The sequence below is a fragment of the Pseudoalteromonas sp. S1612 genome (assembly GCF_005887175.1).
Lineage (GTDB): Bacteria > Pseudomonadota > Gammaproteobacteria > Enterobacterales > Alteromonadaceae > Pseudoalteromonas > Pseudoalteromonas undina.
Genome location: NZ_PNDH01000027.1, coordinates 17,988 through 36,138, shown reverse-complemented (window position 1 = coordinate 36,138; position 18,151 = coordinate 17,988). Strand labels below are relative to the sequence as shown.

The 18,151-nt window shown below is 40.7% G+C and carries 14 protein-coding genes; 6 read left to right on the top strand and 8 right to left on the bottom strand.

Annotated features, from left to right (window positions below; all coding sequences use genetic code 11):
• Positions 1-221: 221 nt before the first annotated feature.
• Together guaA and guaB are read right to left on the bottom strand one after the other, a co-directional pair.
• Positions 222-1,799: a glutamine-hydrolyzing GMP synthase gene (guaA, locus tag CWB78_RS10670; RefSeq protein WP_055013073.1), complete on the bottom strand. Its 1,578-nt coding sequence runs from the start codon at positions 1,797-1,799 to the stop codon at positions 222-224.
• Between the two features lie 104 nt (positions 1,800-1,903).
• Positions 1,904-3,373: an IMP dehydrogenase gene (guaB, locus tag CWB78_RS10665; RefSeq protein ID WP_008110278.1), complete on the bottom strand. Its 1,470-nt coding sequence runs from the start codon at positions 3,371-3,373 to the stop codon at positions 1,904-1,906.
• A 134-nt stretch (positions 3,374-3,507) separates the two neighbouring features.
• On the opposite strand from guaB, the gene xseA reads away from it, so the two are divergent.
• Positions 3,508-4,842, top strand: a complete 1,335-nt coding sequence (xseA, locus tag CWB78_RS10660; RefSeq protein WP_138595508.1) for an exodeoxyribonuclease VII large subunit — start codon at positions 3,508-3,510, stop codon at positions 4,840-4,842.
• A 15-nt stretch (positions 4,843-4,857) separates the two neighbouring features.
• Here xseA and CWB78_RS10655 read toward each other — a convergent pair whose 3' ends face one another.
• Both CWB78_RS10655 and cysE read right to left on the bottom strand, forming a co-directional pair.
• Entirely contained in the window at positions 4,858-5,502 is a 645-nt protein-coding gene (locus tag CWB78_RS10655; RefSeq protein WP_010387695.1) for a hypothetical protein, read from the bottom strand.
• A 17-nt stretch (positions 5,503-5,519) separates the two neighbouring features.
• On the bottom strand, positions 5,520-6,338 hold the full coding sequence (gene cysE / locus CWB78_RS10650; RefSeq protein ID WP_008110273.1) for a serine O-acetyltransferase: 819 nt from the start codon (positions 6,336-6,338) through the stop codon (positions 5,520-5,522).
• A 326-nt stretch (positions 6,339-6,664) separates the two neighbouring features.
• Here cysE and CWB78_RS10645 point away from each other — a divergent pair, with 326 nt between their 5' ends.
• Positions 6,665-7,072 carry a hypothetical protein gene (locus tag CWB78_RS10645; protein ID WP_138595506.1) on the top strand — a complete coding sequence of 136 codons (408 nt, stop codon included), beginning with the start codon at positions 6,665-6,667 and terminating at the stop codon, positions 7,070-7,072.
• Between the two features lies 1 nt (position 7,073).
• Positions 7,074-7,388, top strand: a complete 315-nt coding sequence (locus tag CWB78_RS10640) for a helix-turn-helix transcriptional regulator (protein ID WP_075169747.1) — start codon at positions 7,074-7,076, stop codon at positions 7,386-7,388.
• 72 nt (positions 7,389-7,460) lie between these two features.
• On the opposite strand, the gene CWB78_RS10635 is transcribed toward CWB78_RS10640, so the two are convergent.
• The gene (locus tag CWB78_RS10635) at positions 7,461-10,343 is read right to left on the bottom strand and encodes a M16 family metallopeptidase (protein ID WP_138595504.1); all 2,883 of its coding nucleotides are present in this window, start codon (positions 10,341-10,343) and stop codon (positions 7,461-7,463) included.
• A gap of 239 nt (positions 10,344-10,582) precedes the next feature.
• On the opposite strand from CWB78_RS10635, the gene CWB78_RS10630 reads away from it, so the two are divergent.
• From CWB78_RS10630 to CWB78_RS10620, 3 genes are all read left to right on the top strand, one after another.
• Positions 10,583-11,539: a methylenetetrahydrofolate reductase gene (locus CWB78_RS10630; RefSeq protein WP_010387688.1), complete on the top strand. Its 957-nt coding sequence runs from the start codon at positions 10,583-10,585 to the stop codon at positions 11,537-11,539.
• Between the two features lie 453 nt (positions 11,540-11,992).
• Entirely contained in the window at positions 11,993-12,331 is a 339-nt protein-coding gene (locus tag CWB78_RS10625; protein WP_008110891.1) for a helix-turn-helix transcriptional regulator, read from the top strand.
• Positions 12,321-13,568, top strand: a complete 1,248-nt coding sequence (locus tag CWB78_RS10620) for a type II toxin-antitoxin system HipA family toxin (RefSeq protein WP_138595502.1) — start codon at positions 12,321-12,323, stop codon at positions 13,566-13,568. Before CWB78_RS10625 ends, CWB78_RS10620 begins: the two co-directional genes overlap by 11 nt.
• Positions 13,569-13,813: 245 nt before the next feature.
• Here CWB78_RS10620 and galU read toward each other — a convergent pair whose 3' ends face one another.
• The 3 genes from galU to CWB78_RS10605 form a co-directional block, all read right to left on the bottom strand.
• Positions 13,814-14,698, bottom strand: a complete 885-nt coding sequence (gene galU, locus CWB78_RS10615) for a UTP--glucose-1-phosphate uridylyltransferase GalU (RefSeq protein ID WP_138595500.1) — start codon at positions 14,696-14,698, stop codon at positions 13,814-13,816.
• Positions 14,699-14,867: 169 nt separating this feature from the next.
• Positions 14,868-16,844 (bottom strand): polysaccharide biosynthesis protein, encoded by a 1,977-nt coding sequence (locus CWB78_RS10610; protein WP_138595498.1) that lies wholly within the window; start codon positions 16,842-16,844, stop codon positions 14,868-14,870.
• 95 nt (positions 16,845-16,939) lie between these two features.
• Entirely contained in the window at positions 16,940-18,115 is a 1,176-nt protein-coding gene (locus tag CWB78_RS10605; protein WP_090494742.1) for a DegT/DnrJ/EryC1/StrS family aminotransferase, read from the bottom strand.
• Between the last annotated feature and the right edge of the window lie 36 nt (positions 18,116-18,151).

Below are 18,151 nucleotides of genomic sequence, written 5' to 3'. Positions count from 1 at the left end.
TTTAGCAGCTCTTTTTACAATGTCTATAACCGCAGTTTACTGAGCTTATTTAATGCTATAAAAGTTTAAATTGTTATTTTTACGCTGCTACAAGCGTGACTTTTTTGATAAAGTTTTGCTTAGAGGTGTTTAGCTGGGTGTTTTTGTGGTTGGATGATGATTAAAAAGTTGAGCTCAATAAGAAAAAGCAAGCCATTAAATTAATGGCTTGCAGCATACAATTATTCCCACTCGATAGTTGCAGGTGGTTTACCTGAAATATCATAAACAACACGTGAGATACCGTCGATTTCATTAATGATACGGTTTGAAACCACACCTAAGAACTCATACGGTAAATGTGACCAACGCGCAGTCATAAAGTCGATGGTTTCTACACAACGAAGTGAAACAACCCAATCGTACTTACGTGCATCACCCATAACCCCTACCGACTTAACTGGTAAGAATACAGTAAACGCTTGGCTTACTTTATGGTAAAGCTCTGCTTTGTGAAGCTCTTCAATGAAAATAGCATCAGCGCGGCGAAGTAAATCACAGTACTCTTTTTTGATTTCGCCAAGTACACGCACACCTAAACCTGGCCCTGGGAATGGGTGGCGGTAAAGCATGTCGTACGGTAAACCTAGCTCTAAACCAATTTTACGTACTTCATCTTTAAATAACTCACGTAATGGCTCTACTAAGCCCATTTGCATATCATCTGGTAAGCCGCCCACATTATGGTGCGATTTAATTACGTGCGCTTTACCAGTCGCTGAGGCCGCTGATTCGATTACGTCAGGGTAAATTGTACCTTGGCCTAACCATTTTGCGTTTTTAAGCTTTTTAGCTTGCTCATCAAATACATTAATAAACGTGTGGCCAATGGCTTTACGTTTATCTTCTGGGTCTGATTTACCTGCTAAGTCATTTAAAAATTGATCTTCGGCATCTACTTTAACAATGTTTAAGCCAAACTTATTGCCAAACATATCCATAACTTGCTGGCCTTCGTTTAAACGAAGTAGCCCGTTATCAACAAATACACAGGTTAGTCGCTCACCAATAGCACGGTGAATAAGCATAGCTACAACCGATGAATCTACACCGCCTGATAAGCCTAAAATAACTTCGTCGTCGCCAACGGTTTCTTTGATACGCTCAATGGCGTCATCAATGATTTTTGCCGGCGTCCATAATTTTTCACAACCACAAATATCAATAGCAAAACGCTCTAGTAAACGTTGACCTTGATGTGTGTGTGTTACTTCTGGGTGAAATTGTACACCGTAAAAGCGTTTTTCTTCGTTAGACATTGCCGCATGTGGGCAAGTAGATGTTTTAGCAGTGGTATTAAAAGTATCTGGAATTTCCATTACTTTATCACCATGGCTCATCCACACATCTAGTACACCATTGCCGCCATCAGTAATATGATCTTCAATGGCATCAAATAATGCACAGTTACCCACTTTTTCAACTTGTGCGTAACCAAATTCTTTTTTATCTGAGCTGTGTACACGGCCGCCAAGCTGCGTTGCCATAGTTTGCATACCGTAACAAATACCCAATACCGGTACACCAGCATCAAATACATACTCAGGAGCACGCGGGCTGTTTTCAAGCGTAGTTGATTCTGGGCCACCAGAAAGGATAATACCTTGTGGGTTAAACTCGCGAATTTGCTCTTCGGTTACATCCCAAGCCCAAAGCTCACAATAAACACCAATTTCGCGTACGCGACGGGCGATTAACTGCGTGTATTGTGAACCAAAATCTAAAATGAGGATTCGTGAATCGTGAATGTCTTTGCTCATGAAGTATCTCGTAAAGTCAGGTGCTAAACGCCACCAGCTTAAGCTGTGTGACTATATTAGGGCTAACAAAGGTTAGCCCACTTATTTCAAGTTGTTAAGGCTGATTAGCCTAAACGGTAGTTCGGTGCTTCTTTAGTGATTTGCACATCATGAACATGCGACTCACCCATACCAGCAGAAGTTACACGTACAAACTGTGGTTTAGTGTTTAACTCTTCGATTGTGGCACAACCGGTTAAGCCCATTGCACTGCGAAGACCACCCACTTGTTGGTGAATAATGGTTGCAATTGGCCCTTTATAAGCAACACGACCTTCAATACCTTCAGGTACTAACTTGTCAGCTTGGTTTGATTTTTGGAAGTAGCGATCTGATGAACCTTCTTTTTGATCCATCGCACCTAGGCTACCCATACCACGGTAAGACTTGTAGTAGCGACCTTGATAAAGTTCAACTTCACCTGGTGCTTCTTCAGTACCCGCGAGCATAGAGCCAACCATTACACACGATGCACCCGCAACCAATGCTTTTACAATATCACCAGAAAAACGAATACCGCCATCGGCAATCACTGGAATATCGCGACCTTTAAGGCCTTCAACCGCATCTGAAATGGCTGTTATTTGTGGTACACCACAACCAGTAACAATACGTGTAGTACAAATAGAACCTGGGCCGATACCTACTTTAACAGCATCAACACCAGCATCTGCAAGGGCAATAGCACCTTCGGCAGTTGCCACGTTACCCGCAACAATTTGTAAATCAGGGTAAGCTTGACGAGTCGCTGCAACACGGTCAATAACACCTTGAGAGTGACCATGAGAAGTATCGATTAGTAGTACATCAACACCGGCTTCAACTAATGCAGCAATACGCTCATCAGTACCTGCGCCAACACCTACCGCAGCACCTACACGTAAACGACCTTGCTCGTCTTTACATGCATCTGGTTTGTCTTGTGCTTTTTGGTAATCTTTTACGGTGATCATGCCTTTAAGTTTAAACGCATCATCAACCACAAGAATCTTTTCAATGCGGTGTTCGTGCATTAAGCTTAAGATATCTTCGCGAGCGGTGCCCTCTTTAACCGTTACTAGGTTTTCTTTTTTCGTCATCACTGTTGAAACCGGCTGTTCAAGCTTAGTTTCAAAGCGCATATCACGACTAGTTACAATACCTACAAGGTTATTTTCGCTATCGGTGACCGGAAAACCTGAGAATCCCTTTTCCTGAGACAGCTCAACGGCATCTGCAATAGTCAGATCGGCGGTTACTGTAACAGGGTATGAAACAATACCTGCTTCATAGGTTTTAACTTTACGAACATTTTTCGCTTGTTCTGCAATGGTCATGTTTTTATGAATAAAACCAAGACCACCTTCCTGCGCGAGTGCAATAGCTAAACGAGCTTCTGTAACAGTATCCATAGATGCTGAAATGAGCGGCAAGTTAAGTTTGATACCACGCGTTAAGCGAGTTGAAATATTTGCCGTGTGTGGCAAAACAGTAGAATGACCAGGTACTAAAAGTACGTCATCAAAGGTAAGAGCTTCTTTAGCGATTCTAAGCATTTTGGCAACTTCTCACATGTGGATCTAAGATAAGGAATTGCGGCCAAATTTTAACAGCGTTGTAGGCACTAGTAAATAATATTTTGTATTTATTTATGATAAGCTAGATTTATAAATGTTTTTTGGTAGTTTTTATGTTTTCTAAGCCCTCGCAAACGGTTTATACCGTATCTCGCCTTAATCGTGAAATACGTGCCTTACTTGAACAAGGTTTTGCGTCTTTAGTGCTCACTGGTGAAATTTCTAACTTTATTGCGCCTGCTTCTGGGCATTGGTATTTTTCGTTAAAAGACGATAAAGCGCAAATTAAAGCCGCCATGTGGCGAGGCAATAATCGCAACCAAAGCTACCGCCCTGTAAATGGTGCACAAGTAACCGTTAAAGCACGTGTATCGTTGTACGAACCCCGTGGTGACTACCAGCTTATTGTTGAACATATGGAGCCTGCCGGCGAAGGGCAACTTAAGCAAGAGTTTGACGCGCTAAAAATGCGTTTGGCTGCAGAGGGCTTATTTAGCTCCGCTTATAAAAAACCCCTACCCCAAAACATAAATCGCATAGGGGTGATCACCTCACCTACAGGCGCCGCAATTAAAGATATTTTAACAGTACTAAAACGTCGTGCACCGCAATTAGAAGTCGTTATTTATCCTGCGATGGTGCAAGGCAAAGAAGCGTATGGCCATTTAATAAAGCAAATAGAGCTGGCAAATTTACGTAATGAGGTCGACGTTATTATACTCGGGCGCGGCGGTGGTTCATTAGAGGATTTATGGTGCTTTAACCATGAGCACCTTGCTCGCGCTATTTATCAAAGCGCACTACCCATTGTGAGCGCTGTTGGCCATGAAATAGACACCACGATTAGCGATTACGTTGCTGATGTACGTGCAGCAACTCCTTCTGCAGCCGCAGAGCTCGTAAGCCCCAATACACAAGAGCTACATAATAGGGTTCATCAGTTAATTAGCCGTTTAGCGAATGCATTTAAACACGACATTGCCGATAAACGCGCACTAGCCATACAGTTGCAGCACCGCTTAAATTTATGCCACCCGCGCAATCAGCTAAACCAAAAATCACAACGCTTAGATGAGCTGAGTATTGCACTGCAACAGGCAATGCGTCAGCGTTTATACCAGCAAGAACGCGTGTTAGCTAATTTAACTCCACGCCTAATGCGCCAATCACCAGATAAAAAGCTAGCAAATGCAAACTATCAGTTAGCACAACTCCATGCAAGGCTAAACCAAGCGATGCAGCAGCAGCTACAACACGCAAATAATACGCTTGCCTTACAGGCGAGTCGGCTTGATTCGGTTAGCCCCCTTAATGTATTAGCGCGCGGTTACAGCATAACGAAAACGGCGCAAAATAAAGTGGTTAAATCAGTGGAAGATGTAAAAGTGGGTGATGTGTTGATCACTGAGTTAGTAGATGGCCAGGTTATTTCAAAGGTAGAAGCTTAGCCATATTGCTAAGCGCTAGCCTTGCGTACTAACAGTAAACTCAATACGGGCATCGTTAGATTGAGATGCACTGAGTTTAAATTGCTGCCACCAAGGTTCAAGATGAAGCTTATCGTTTAGCTCGCGCCATAATTTAGCTCCATAATTAACGGCATGTTGGTTAATGGTAAGCTCAAACTTACAAATTGTTTGCTTACACTTTAGCGCTGTAAGCTCAGCGCTATCTGCAAACTCATTAATAATTAAAAAGTCAGTTAACGCGACTTCAAGCTCGTAACTCCATTCGAGATTATCAGCCTCTTGTTCAAACTGTATTGCGAGCTCATCATCAAGCTCTACACTTTCTGATTGATTTAACTTTAGCTGTTGTTGAGACTGCTTAAGCTGGATTGATTTTTTTTCAAGCCGCTGATTAAGCTCAACCACATGTTGTGCTAGCTGAGTTTGTTGATCAGCCTCTTGGGCTTTATTAACCTGCACTAAACCTTGCAAAGTAGTTGTTTGATTATTGACTTGATTACTAGCCGAAGAGATTACAGCTTGTTTGGGCGCTGAGGAAACACGAGTGGAATCTTTAAAAAACAAAAAGTAACCACTTGCTAACGCCACGCCTGAAGAGAAACAGAGCAGCATAGCCACAAGGTTACTTTTATATATCATTTCTAGGTACTCAAAAATTAAAGCATTGCACTGGTGTGCGATTCGTTTTCTGGCTCGGGATACTCTAAAAAGTTTTGGTTCATACTTTCTGCCGGGCACTCACAATCAGGACGACCAATAATTTTTGCAGGTACGCCAACAGCAGTTGTGTGAGGCGGCACAGGGCTTAGTACCACAGAGCCTGCACCAATACGTGCGCCCTCGCCCACTTCAATATTACCCAACACTTTAGCGCCCGCACCAATAAGTACGCCCGCCCTGATTTTAGGATGGCGATCGCCTTGCTCGTTACCCGTACCACCTAATGTAACCGATTGTAATATAGATACATTATCTTCAATCACGGCGGTTTCGCCAATTACAATACCGGTAGCATGGTCAAACATGATGCCTTGGCCTACTTTACAGGCAGGGTGAATATCAACCCCAAACACCTCTGAGGTACGGCTTTGAATAAAGCGTGCAAGCTCTTTACGGTTTTGCTGCCATAAGCAGTTTGCTAAACGGTGTGCTTGAATCGCGTGAAACCCTTTTAAATTTAAAATCACAGTAAGGTAGGTTTCGGCCGCAGGGTCACGGTCTTTTACCGCTTTAATATCATGAGCAACATACGTCAGCATCCGGTCACACTTTACAAATGCTTGGTCAAACAACTCGCGTATTGTAAAAGCAGAAACCACAGCATCAGCTAGTTTATTAGCAACAATAAAACTCAATGCCGACCCTAAGCACTCATGATTTAAAATACACGAATACACATGGCTCGCTAAAAGGGGTTCACGAGTTACTACTTCATTTGCTTCGCTACGAAGCTGTTGCCAAATTTCATGACGCATAATAATGCCTTAAGTTAGTACAAAGAGCCTACCGCTAATTCTAACGGATTTAGCCGCCTAGGTGTTAATGCCTTCGTTATTTGTTCTGGTTATTAGATATAACCAGTTAAGTTTCAGGTTTATATTACTTTTTTCAAGTCATGTCATATGACAGCTAGGCAGGTTTAAGCATTTATGAAAAAATAAAATAAGTTAATAAAAATCAGTAAATAACAACATATGACAGCACGTGTGTCATGTGCCAAAATAGCCACTGGCGTACTGCTGACGGCGTAAAAAATAATAATAAACGCTAAATTAGCATCATCAACTCAACAAGGATAACGATGATGAAAAACGACATATTAAATACAAAAAAATTAGGCTATAAATTTTACTTTCAAGATGGCGATAATCAAATAGCCTGTTTTGGAAGCTACTTCACAGGTAAAGAAGAAGTCTATATTAACGATGACTTAGTTAGCAGTAGACGCAGTGTTAATATAAAAAGCTCACACAAATTTGATTTTGAAAACTCGCAGTACCAAGTGAAATTTGACATGCTCAATATACTGACAGGGCGACTTGAATGCACCCTACATAAAGATCAAGAAGTGCTTGCCAAGCAAGTTCAAAGTAGCCTTCCTAGCGATCCTAAAAAAGCGGCTTTTTTTATTCTAGGCTGCGCGTTAGGTGGAGCAGTATTTGGCTATACCACTGCAACAGTCGTAGAGCTAATTGTAGGGAAACTTTAACATGCAATTAAACCCTACAACGGTAAAGTCGCTTAGGCACACATTCGATTGGACACAACAACAGCTTGCCGATGCCTGCGATGTAAGCTTGCGAACCATTCAACGAGTAGAAAAAGAAGGTGCAGCCTCAAAAGAAACCACCATGGCCTTATGTGCGGTATTTGAAGTACGCCAAGGTGAGCTTATTAAGCTTGATGAAAACAACCAAAATGATGCCAATAACAGCCCATCTAAAAGTTTTATTGCTGGTTTAGTTATTAGCTCTGTTATTAGTTTTGCCCTTGGTGCAGCCTCAGTACTATTAGTTAGTAACTAATAAAATATAAAAATGCCCCAATGCTTACGGCACAGGGGCATTTTTTAGTACTTAAAAACTTAAGAACTTAAATTATTGAAATACTTTATCCACCTTCACTACTTCAATATTTTTTGCAGGAATTGCTAATTTATAATTAGCAATTACCTTATCTTCAGCCACTAACTCGGCAGGCTTATCGGTGTTGTACACCATAGGCGAGGTTTGCATAGTTGCTAAACGTTTTTGCATATCTTCACCATCACCGGTAACAAACACATAGTGAATATTCTCAGTTTGTAGGTTGTCTTTTATCACTCGATTTATATCGTCAACAGTCAATGTTTTAAGCTTGTTTGTTACATAGTTTACAAAACTATCGGTGTTATAAAACTCGCTATCTAGCGCATAACCTAACTGGCGATTTTGACTAGCAACCATTTGTGGCACAAAGTTAATTAAAAAGTTACGTGTGGCTTCAAAATCAGCCTCAGTCATGCCATTTTTAATTAGCTTATCTAGCTCAAATAATGCGGTACGGGTAGCAAAATGCGCATCGTTATTTGAGCGCAGTGGACGCAGCCACACCTGGAATATTTGCTCAGAGCGCCCTAAGTTTGCATCCGGTTTAGTTTGAAACATACCTCTAGGGAAGTATTCAATATAGGCGTAATCACCGTAATTCATACCACGGGTTTGACGAATACGTTCGTACAAATAACTGTTAGAACTACGATGCTCACCAAAGTACGAACGTACTAGCCACAATGCGGTCCAGTCTTCGCTGCTACGAATGGTATCAATAGGAAAGCCAAACGATACAGCCGTTGATTGCGCTGACTTTTCAACAATTGTTGCATGATGACCTTTAAGCACTGGCGCATCAGGGATTGTTAAGCGGCTTTGTTCGCCTTTTGGAAGTGTCGCTAAGTCAGATAACATTTGTGTTTTGAGTTTTTCAGGCACGGCACCAATTAAACCCACAGTAAGTTTAGCTTGTGTAAGTTCAGCATTATAAAACGCTTTAACATCATCAAGGGTCAGTGCTTCTAAATCTGATAAGTCACCGTAGTTATAGCTTTCATAAGGGTGGCCTTTATAAAGCACGCTGTAGAGCACTTCTTTACCCAACTCTTCATCATTAGAGGCTTTTAAACCCGACTTAATGCCATCGATCATTTCTTTTTTCAGACGTTTAAAGTCATCTTCTCTAAAGCCAGGGTTTAGCAACTGCTCACTCACTAAGGCATACCACTGAGCAGCATTATCTTTATGAATACGCCCTTGGAACGAAAGCATTTCTTTATCTATTTGATAACCAAAACTACCCGCCAGCGGGTACATTGCCTTTTTAATATCTTTGTAACTCATTGAGGTTGAGCCACCTTGCGCCAGCATTGCGGCAGTCAGTGCTGCAACCCCTTTTTTACCCTGCGGATCGGCAGCGGCACCGGTATTAAATAATAAGTTAATATCGATTAACGGCGAGCTATTAGTTTTATCAAGCACTTTAAAGATTGGCTTACTCGGTACTTGCTGATATTTTGCTACCAAGGCATTTAAGTCGCTTTCTTGTTCAAAACCAGGGGCTTTATCAAGTGCTGACATAGTAATTGTGGTGCGGGCATTATCAACAAAATACTTATTTGCAACGGCTCTAATATCTTCGCTAGTGATATTGTCTGCCGATTTATACAGCTGATTAATTACCTCAGGATCGCGCTCAAAATGCATATAGCTGGCAAGTGTAGAGGCAATTGCTTGCGACGAATCTAAACCATTTATAAAACTGTATTTAAGATTAGACTTTAAATCGCTGAGTTTTTGGCTATCAACCAACTCAGTACGCGCTTTGGCATAGGTACGGTTTATAGCATCACGCACTGTGGCTAAATCATCGGCATTTTCAACTTTTACAAATACATGCAGTAACCCTGGATCTTTAGTCTCTGGGTTATAGGTAAACATTTGACTCGCTATTTGCTTTTCTACTACCAGCTCTTGGTAAATATCTGAATTGCTCGAAAAGTAAAGCTGCGACAGTAAATCTAATGCGGCTCTGTCTTTTTTCTGAGGCTCCCATGCAGCGCCTTTATACGACACAAGTAACCAATGGCCAGGTAATCCCTCGTTTTGCTCATGCACATATTTTGGCGCTTGCTGAGTTGGCTCTTTAGGAATATCAGCAACATAGTCGCCTTTTTGCCAGTTACCCCAATGTTTTTTAACCATCGCCATGGTCTCTTTTGGCTCAACATCACCAACAATCACAAGCGATACATATTCAGGCTTATAAAACTTAGCAAAAAACTCTTTACCGTAGGCCATTTGATCTGGCATGGCTTCAATATCTTCAAAAAAGCCCATTGTAGTGTGTTTATAGGTATGTTTTTCGAACGCTTCTTGGCGTACCGCACTTAATAATTTACGAATTGGACTGGCGTTATTTTTTAAGTACTCGCCTTTAACCGTTAGCGCTTCCGTTCTAAATTGTTCTTCGGTGTAGCTTAAGTTTTGAAAAATATCAGCTTCAATCTCAAGTACTTTATCAAGATGTTGCTTTGAAAAATTTAAGTGGTAGTTAGTGTAATCGTTAGTTGTGTAGGCGCGGTTATCAACCCCTGAATTTTTTAGAATATCTGAATACACATCTTGCGGAAACTTTTCAGAGCCTTTAAACATCATGTGTTCAAAAAAGTGAGCAAAACCAGTTTTACCCGCTTCCACTTCATTACGCGAGCCAACAGATACAGGTATTTGTAGCGATACTACATCTGGGTAATCGGTTTTAACTACCATAACGCGCAAGCCGTTATCTAGCTCTTCTATTAGGTAATCTTGTGAAAAAACACGCTCATCTGCTTTATTAACTTGTTCTTGTTGGGCTGCTGTTTGCGTGTTTTGACTTTGCTGCATAGCACAACCGGTTAAGGCCAGCGATACCGCTAGGCTAGTTGCCAATAATTTAAATTTCATTGTTATCCCTTTTTAAATTGAGCAATTTTTAAAACATTTACCAAACTAAGTATGCCGTAAAGTAATTAAATATAAGAGCCCTAAGCCTATTAATTATGTAAACAACTGTGTCAGTTATTTAATTTAACTATGAAAATAATTCACGTTAGTTGAGAAACTTTCAACAAATAAATCTATCTAGACGTCTAAATGGCTGCTATATTAAATCCATCATCACAAATTAAGCTGGAATGGGGATTATGGCTTTATCACTTCAAGAAAAAATACAGGACACCAACCAAGGTGTTTACCTAATTGGCACAACACCGCCAAAAATTGGGACTGATAAAGCGCAATTAAAAATCATTGCCGAAAAGTTATTAGGCCGTTTACACGAAATTGAATATGACGGCGTAATTATTTATGACATTCAAGATGAAAGCAGCCGTACAGAGCAAGCGCGTCCATTTGCATTTAAGCAAACAGTTGATCCGCGCGAGTACAGTCAACTCTTACGAGGCTTATCTGATCTTGATGTAATTACTTATAAAAGTGTAGCTCAGCGCGGTGTGAGTGAGTTTAAAGCGTGGTTAGATGAAACTAAAAATGACTACGATTTAAAAAACGTGGTGCTAGTGGGCAGCCCATCATCAGCAGGTGATATAAAGCTAAGCTTACCGAATGCCTACAAAACTCTGGCAGAGCAGTCAGAAGATTTCTTTTTAGGTGGTGTAACCATTGCTGAGCGCCATGCCAATAAGCGCAACGAGCACCAACGCTTAATAGAAAAAACAGCACAAGGGTGCCAGTTTTTTATCTCTCAAGCCGTGTACAACGCACAAGCAACCATAGATTTAATAACCAGTTATGCGCGCACATGCAAAGCACAAGGCCTGACACCTAATCGGATTATATTGACCTTTACGCCTTGTGGTGGTGAAAAAACATTGGAGTTTATGCAGTGGCTAGGTATCTCAGTGCCAGAGGCAACTAAATGGCGCATGCTTGATTCGGAAAATACATTAAGCGAATCGGTGCGTATTTGTCGCGAAAACCTCGACTCAATTTTAAAAAGCTGTGCCCACTTAGGTGTACCACTGGGTTTAAATATTGAAAGCTTAACCAACCGTAAAGAAGAAATAGACGCATCAATTAACTTATACCGTTTATTAAAAGCAACAATGGAACTCAACCTTGCGGAGAAACTAATAGCTTAATTGCGGGGTTCGGGGTTCGGGGTTCGGGGTATTTAAAAACCTTGCGGCTAATATCGCAAGACTTTTTTATGTATGTAGCAGCGGGTTCACCCCGCGTCGATTTTAGGTTCTAGGCTTGAGGTTCGGTGTTTAGCTCTAGGCTCGTCGCCCGCAGCTCGCAGCCCGTAACTTCCTCTAAAAGCGCAGCGTTTCTTAAACTCTTTGTGCATAAATATTTTAAGATCTTATTCACAAAGAGAAGTGAATGAGGAGTAAATGAGAACATAAAACCATTAGCCCAACTGGTTAATTCGAGGTTCGAGGCTCGTAACTCGCTCCCCGCTGCCCACAGCTCGTCGCCCGAAGCCCGTAACCCGAGTACAGTATAAAATAGCAACACTTAAGTTGCTAAAAACAACAATAGCAACTAATATGTTTCTATAAATTTAAAAAGCAACTTATTAGTTTCCTTAAATGAACCTTCTACAGCAAATAAAAAACCGTCGTCTTGCTCTAAAAATAAAACAAAATGAAATGCCCATGCGCATTGGTATTTCTAGGCAACAATACCAGCGACTTGAAGCAAAAGGCAATCCCAGATTAGATACGCTAACATTAGTAGCTCAAGGGCTTAATAGTGAAATAATGTTAATACCGAAAGAAAAAATGAGTGTGGTATTAGCTGCCCTCAAAAACAGTGATGGCAACATACCAACCGAACATCAAAAGCCTAATCAAAGCCTACAAAAAATAACTGTATCTGAAGATCCATGGAAAGGATTACTAGAGGATGAGGATGAACATGGAAATTAATGTTTTAAAGTTAACACTGCATGGCCATGTAGTAGGCTTTCTTGCTGGGGGTAAAAATGGCTTAAACATATTCCACTTCGATGAAAGCTTTCGTTTAAATAAAACGAGGCCAACATTTAGCTTAACTACACATCCAAACTTCCCACGAGCTGAAAAAATGATGTCAGAACCTTGGGTAACAAACCAACGCGTTCACCCCATACTATCAAACCTACTACCAGAAGGTTCATTACGCGAACTAATAGCTCAAGGCCTTAAAACTCATGTAGATAATGAGTTTCACATCCTTTCGTACCTCGGAATGGACTTACCAGGTGCTTTAGTTGCTGAACCAATGAAGCCTGAGGATGTTCCAATTAGCCTATTTAATAGTCATGGCCAAGTAACTGCGGTGAATTTTGACAAGTTAAATCAAGAGAATAAATTTTCTTTGGCTGGTGTCCAAATGAAATTTTCTATGAAAGAAAAAGACGGCCGATATAATTTAGCACGTGATAATGTGTTGGGTGATTGGATCATAAAAACCCCCTCAACTAAACATAAAGATGTGCCTACTAATGAGTTTACATCTATGACTTTAGCGTCAATGGTAGGTGTTGATATTCCGGATATAAAACTAGTTAATATTGAACAATTAGATAATTTACCTCAAATTAATTTACCTAATGAAAAACTAGCGTTTGCAATAAAGCGATTCGATAGGCAAAGCAATCAACGAATTCACATGGAAGATTTTGCACAAGTACTCGTTAAGTACCCACACGATAAATACAATTCAGGAAACTATGAGCAAATAGCAAGGATCTTATATCAGTTTTCAGAGGATGGACTCGCTGATGTGCAACAGCTAGCAAGACGTTTACTTGCTAATATTCTGCTAGCTAATGGTGACGCTCACCTAAAAAATTGGAGTTTATTATATTCAGATAGAACAACGCCAAGGCTATCACCTGCTTATGATATAGTTACAACCAGTGTTTACATTGCAAATGAGCAACATTTTGCACTCAACCTCGCGAAAACAAAAGCATGGTACGATATCTCTTATAAACATTTTGAATACTGGTCTAAAAAAGCAGACACTCCTTGGCGAGCTATAAAACCTCATTTAGATGATGTAATTAATAAAGCGCGTACACAATGGCCAGATGCGATTAAGAATTTACCAATGAGTAAAGCACATAAACAACAACTTAAAACTCATTGGCAACGCCTTCATGAAGATTTTAGGTTCTAGGAATTAGGTTCGAGGCCCGAAGCTCGTCGCCCGTAACCCGAAGCTCGCAGCCCGTAACTTCCTCTAAAAGCGCAGCGTCTCTTAAACTCTTTGCGCATAAATATTTTAAGATCTTATTCACAAAGAGAAGTGAATGAGGAGTAAATGAGAAAATAAAACCATTAGCCCAACTGGTTAATTCGAGGTTCTAGGCTCGATGCCCATACCCCGTCGCTCATAGCTCGTTACCCGATGCCCGTCGCCCGTTACCCTTTAACCAACTTTTTCATATGCTCAGTAAACTCATCGCCTAAGCTCTTATCTCGCATGCTGTATTCTACAATCGCTTTTAAATAACCGAGCTTATCGCCACAGTCGTGTGAGCGGCCACTCATATGAAACGCTTCTACCGTATCAATAGCCAATAATGCATCAATCGCGTCTGTAAGCTGTATTTCACCGCCTGCGCCTACATGGGTTTTAGCGAGTAATGGCCAAATATTTTTACTTAAAACATAACGACCAACAACGGCTAGGTTTGAAGGAGCAACATCTGCGGCTGGTTTTTCAACCATTCTTTTAATTACTGCACTTTCACCAGCAGTTAGCTTTACACCATTAATATCAGCAATACCGTATTTGCTTACATCTTCAATAGCAACCGGTTCTAGCATAATTTGACTGGCTTTCGTTTGCTCGAAACGAGCAATCATCGCCGCTAAATTTTCAGTTTTTTGATCTGCCGTATAAGCATCGAGGATTACATCAGGTAGCACCACTACAAAGTCGTCATCACCCACAATTGGCTTGGCGCATAAAATAGCGTGTCCTAAGCCTTTAGCTTCACCTTGGCGCACATGCATAATAGTCACATCTGCAGGGCAAATAGAGCGTACTTCTTCAAGTAAAGCGCGCTTAACCCGCTTTTCTAGCGTGGCCTCTAGTTCAAAACTGGTATCAAAGTGGTTTTCAATGGCATTTTTAGAGCTATGTGTTACGAGTACAATTTCTTTAATACCCGCAGCTACACATTCATTTACAATGTATTGAATAAGCGGTTTATCAACCAAGGGGAGCATTTCTTTAGGGATTGCCTTAGTCATTGGCAACATACGGGTGCCTAAACCGGCAACAGGAATTACAGCTTTCACAGGTAGTCCTTTAATATAAGTGAGTATATTTGCTTACAAAAGTAGCATAGCTAAATATATACAGCCTGAATCAGCTAAAGGTAAGAATAAATTATAGGTGCATAATATTACACAAAGTAAAACACCGAGTTGCTAACTCGGTGTTTTGATATAACTAACTGATAAATTATTAAAGCATAGCGCCTTTACCAGTTTTAGGTAAGTTAACTACATTGCAGCCACTGTTATGCTCTTTAAAATTTTCATGTCTAGCATTCCATACTAAGTCACAAATCCCATCTGTAGGGTTAAAGCTAGTTGGCGCATCGAGAAGTAATTGACGAATCTTTTCATGATCAAAATTATGACAAGCTGTATCTAGCGCGTCTATAAACACATTAAGCTCACTAAGCGGTAACATCACTTCATTTGCAGTCATAATTCGTTCATGAGTTGTTTGCCCTACGTTATCCCCTATTAATAGCTCTTCGAAGAGTTTTTCACCTGGGCGTAACCCTGTACAAAGTATTTCGATATCGCCATGCGGATTAGATTCACTTTTAATTTCAAAGCCAGATAGCCTGACCATTTTAGTCGCTAAATCTTTAATTTTAACCGAGTCACCCATATCGAGCACAAATACATCGCCCCCTTTACCCATAGCGCCTGCTTGTATAACAAGCTGCGCGGCTTCAGGTATGGTCATAAAAAAACGAGTTATGTCTGGGTGAGTTAATGTTATTGGGCCACCCTCTTTTATTTGACGTCTAAATAAAGGTACAACAGAGCCACTTGAACCTAGTACGTTACCAAAGCGCACCATGCAAAAGCGCGTATTATGCTTAGCACCTTGTTCTTGAGCTAACCCCTGTAAAACAAGTTCAGCCATTCGCTTGGTTGCCCCCATAACATTGGTAGGGCGAACGGCTTTGTCGGTAGATATAAGTACAAAGGTTTCTACTTTGGCATTTACCGCTGCCTTTGCCGCATAATAAGTACCAAATACATTATTACGCACCCCTTCAACTACGTTGTGCTCAACAAGTGGTACATGCTTGTAAGCAGCGGCGTGATAAACCGTGTGAACACCAAAAGCCACCATCACAGTTTCAAGTCGGTTAATACGCTGCACGGAACCCATAATAGGAATTAATTCTATTGAAAGTTGATTATGAGTAACATATTCACACAATTCTTTTTCTATTGAATATAGAGCAATTTCACTGCGTTCAAATAAAATTATTTTTACAGGATTTTGTTTAATAATTTGTCTGCACAACTCAGAGCCTATAGAACCACCAGCGCCTGTAACCATAACGACTTTATTGGTAATATTAGCCGCCATTAAATCGGTTTTAGGAGTTACAGGGTCTCGGCCTAATAAATCCTCAATTTCAACTTCTCTAAATTCAGAAAGTTGTGCTTTGCCCTCAATAACATCGGCCATTCCAGGTACAGATAACACCTTAATTGAAAGCGGCTCTAATTGGGCCAATACTTCTTTTCGCCTTGCTCTAGAGACACTAGGTATAGCTAAAAGCACTTTAGTGGCATTGCGCTTTTCAATTAGTTCCTGAACATCTTTAAAAGCAATGACAGGGATACCTTGTACAATAGAGCCATGCTTTGCAGTATCATCATCTATAAAAGCACTTACAAAATACTCAGGGCCTGCATTTAAACCAGTAGCTAGCTGCCGGCCTGCCGATCCTGCTCCATATATAATGACTGACTCTTTATTATTCGTCATTATTTTACCAATAATGGCCCTCACTAAAATCCGTGAACCACCGACTGTAAGCAAGCATAACCAAGCAAATATAAACGGCATAGTTCTAGGTATGTTTACACCAGTAAAAAAAGCCAGCAACACTAAGCTTATAGTCGTTATTAATGTGCCTAATATAATTGCCCATAAAGCCTGTGAGTTCATATACCTGAGTACAGCGCGGTATAAACCTAACTTAATAAATGCACTCAGACTTGTGGGAATAAGTAATGCTAGCAACAACCAATTATTTATACTTTTAAGAGGCTCTAAGCTGTCGAGCCTTACAATAAGCGCCAACCAAAAAGCTAACATAATAAAAAGCGAATCAATACATAACGTAATTATTCGTTTCTTTGCACGTGAGGCGTTAATAATAGAACGGATAATACTATCCAAAACAAGTTCCTTTAATACAAGACTCTAGGCTCTAGAGCTATACAAAATTTATTTAATATCATAAGTACAAAAAACTACACCTGAAACTGTTATTGCTATTTAGATGCAAGCTCAAATACTTCTTTTATTACTTGTGCCGTTTTAGCCATTTCGGTTTCGGTCAGTGTGGGGTGAACTAAAAACATAATTGATGTTTCACCCAGCTCAACCGCATTAGGTAAACGCTTACTTGGTCGCCATGCTGTATTATCAAACGCTTTTTCAAGATAAACCTCAGAGCAACTCCCCTGAAAACAAGGAACGCCACGTTCAACAATTTCATTAACTATGCGATCGCGGCTCCAACCATCAGCTAATTGCTGAGGTTTAACAAACATGTAATGTTTATATTCAGCATGTTTAGTATAGTCAGGTACTTCAACTAAGCGAATACAGCTGAAACCTTTTGCTGCCTGATCTAATAATGCTCCATAAGCTTGGCGTTTTGCTGTCCAATCATCCATTCGTGTTAACTGTATTCTGCCTATAACAGCTTGCATTTCAGTCATGCGCCAGTTTGTGCCAAAGCTTTCATGTAACCACCTAAAGCCAGGTGGATGCTCACGATTGTAAATAGCATCAAAACTCTTGCCATGATCTTTATAACTCCACATAGCAGACCACAACTCTTTTGAGTTAGTTGTAACCATGCCACCCTCACCACCTGTAGTCATAATTTTATCTTGGCAAAAGCTCCATGCACCAATATGGCCTATGCTGCCTACCGAGCGGCCTTTGTATTTGGCACCATGCGCTTGTGCACAGTCTTCAATTACATAAAAGCCATGCTCTTTACTCAATGCCATTATGTCGTCCATTTCCGCAGGCATTCCCGCCAAATGCACCACAATAACCGCTTTAGTTTTAGGTGTTAATACCGCTTTTATTGACTCTGTCGTGATAGCTTGACTATTTAAGTCAACATCTGCAAATACAGGCGCTGCTCCAGCAGTTACAATACTTGATGCCGACGCTAAAAAAGTACGAGGTGTGGTTATTACTTCATCGCCAGCGCCTACACCGAGCGCTTTTAGGGCTATGTCGAGCGCTAATGTACCGTTACCTAGGGCAACTGCATATTCACTATCAGCCCAAGTAGCAAATTCTTTTTCAAACTCGCGGCCTTCAGTACCCGTCCAGTAATTAACTTTATTTGAAAGAACAACACGGCTTACGGCATCGGCCTCTTGTTGAGTGAAGCTAGGCCAAGGAGAAAATGGGGTATTTAACATGGTATTCCTATTTATTCTGTATAGAAAAAATCATAC

What these genes read in the sequence shown, in the direction of transcription:
- guaA (WP_055013073.1), bottom strand. Translation starts at nt 1,799, where the DNA reads ATGAGCAAAGACATTCACGATTCACGAATCCTCATTTTAGATTTTGGT.
- guaB (WP_008110278.1), bottom strand. Translation starts at nt 3,373, where the DNA reads ATGCTTAGAATCGCTAAAGAAGCTCTTACCTTTGATGACGTACTTTTA.
- xseA (WP_138595508.1), top strand. Translation starts at nt 3,508, where the DNA reads ATGTTTTCTAAGCCCTCGCAAACGGTTTATACCGTATCTCGCCTTAAT.
- CWB78_RS10655 (WP_010387695.1), bottom strand. Translation starts at nt 5,502, where the DNA reads ATGATATATAAAAGTAACCTTGTGGCTATGCTGCTCTGTTTCTCTTCA.
- cysE (WP_008110273.1), bottom strand. Translation starts at nt 6,338, where the DNA reads ATGCGTCATGAAATTTGGCAACAGCTTCGTAGCGAAGCAAATGAAGTA.
- CWB78_RS10645 (WP_138595506.1), top strand. Translation starts at nt 6,665, where the DNA reads ATGATGAAAAACGACATATTAAATACAAAAAAATTAGGCTATAAATTT.
- CWB78_RS10640 (WP_075169747.1), top strand. Translation starts at nt 7,074, where the DNA reads ATGCAATTAAACCCTACAACGGTAAAGTCGCTTAGGCACACATTCGAT.
- CWB78_RS10635 (WP_138595504.1), bottom strand. Translation starts at nt 10,343, where the DNA reads ATGAAATTTAAATTATTGGCAACTAGCCTAGCGGTATCGCTGGCCTTA.
- CWB78_RS10630 (WP_010387688.1), top strand. Translation starts at nt 10,583, where the DNA reads ATGGCTTTATCACTTCAAGAAAAAATACAGGACACCAACCAAGGTGTT.
- CWB78_RS10625 (WP_008110891.1), top strand. Translation starts at nt 11,993, where the DNA reads ATGAACCTTCTACAGCAAATAAAAAACCGTCGTCTTGCTCTAAAAATA.
- CWB78_RS10620 (WP_138595502.1), top strand. Translation starts at nt 12,321, where the DNA reads ATGGAAATTAATGTTTTAAAGTTAACACTGCATGGCCATGTAGTAGGC.
- CWB78_RS10605 (WP_090494742.1), bottom strand. Translation starts at nt 18,115, where the DNA reads ATGTTAAATACCCCATTTTCTCCTTGGCCTAGCTTCACTCAACAAGAG.